The 254-nt window shown below is 58.7% G+C and carries 1 protein-coding gene; it reads right to left on the bottom strand.

Going from position 1 to position 254, the window contains the following annotated elements:
• Positions 1-49: 49 nt before the first annotated feature.
• Positions 50-254 (bottom strand): hypothetical protein (locus A3722_RS24895; RefSeq protein WP_067916293.1); only part of this gene is annotated, 205 nt, incomplete at its 5' end.

The following is a 254-nucleotide window of genomic DNA, read 5'->3' as shown; positions in this document are numbered from 1 at the left end:
AACCACGCGTTTTACAGGGGGTCCTTTTGCTTGTGACGAAGACCCGCTCCTACTTAGCGAGTGCCAACGGGAACGGGCAAAGCGTCTGAAAGTGCTCCGCGACCTGCCGCACCTTGTCATGGGGCAGTCCCATATCTGACACGAAGGACAGCTGAAGCTCCGGGGAGACTTCAGAGAAGAAGGAGAAGGCCGGCCCCATGGCAGACTGAGCGGCCTCCATGTCCGAGATTGCGGTGGCAATCTGACAAGCGGAT

Origin of the sequence: Sulfitobacter sp. HI0027 (assembly GCF_001634775.1) — a bacterium.
In the GTDB taxonomy this organism is placed as follows: Bacteria; Pseudomonadota; Alphaproteobacteria; order Rhodobacterales; family Rhodobacteraceae; genus Sulfitobacter.
This window is presented reverse-complemented; position numbering and strand designations above follow the sequence as displayed.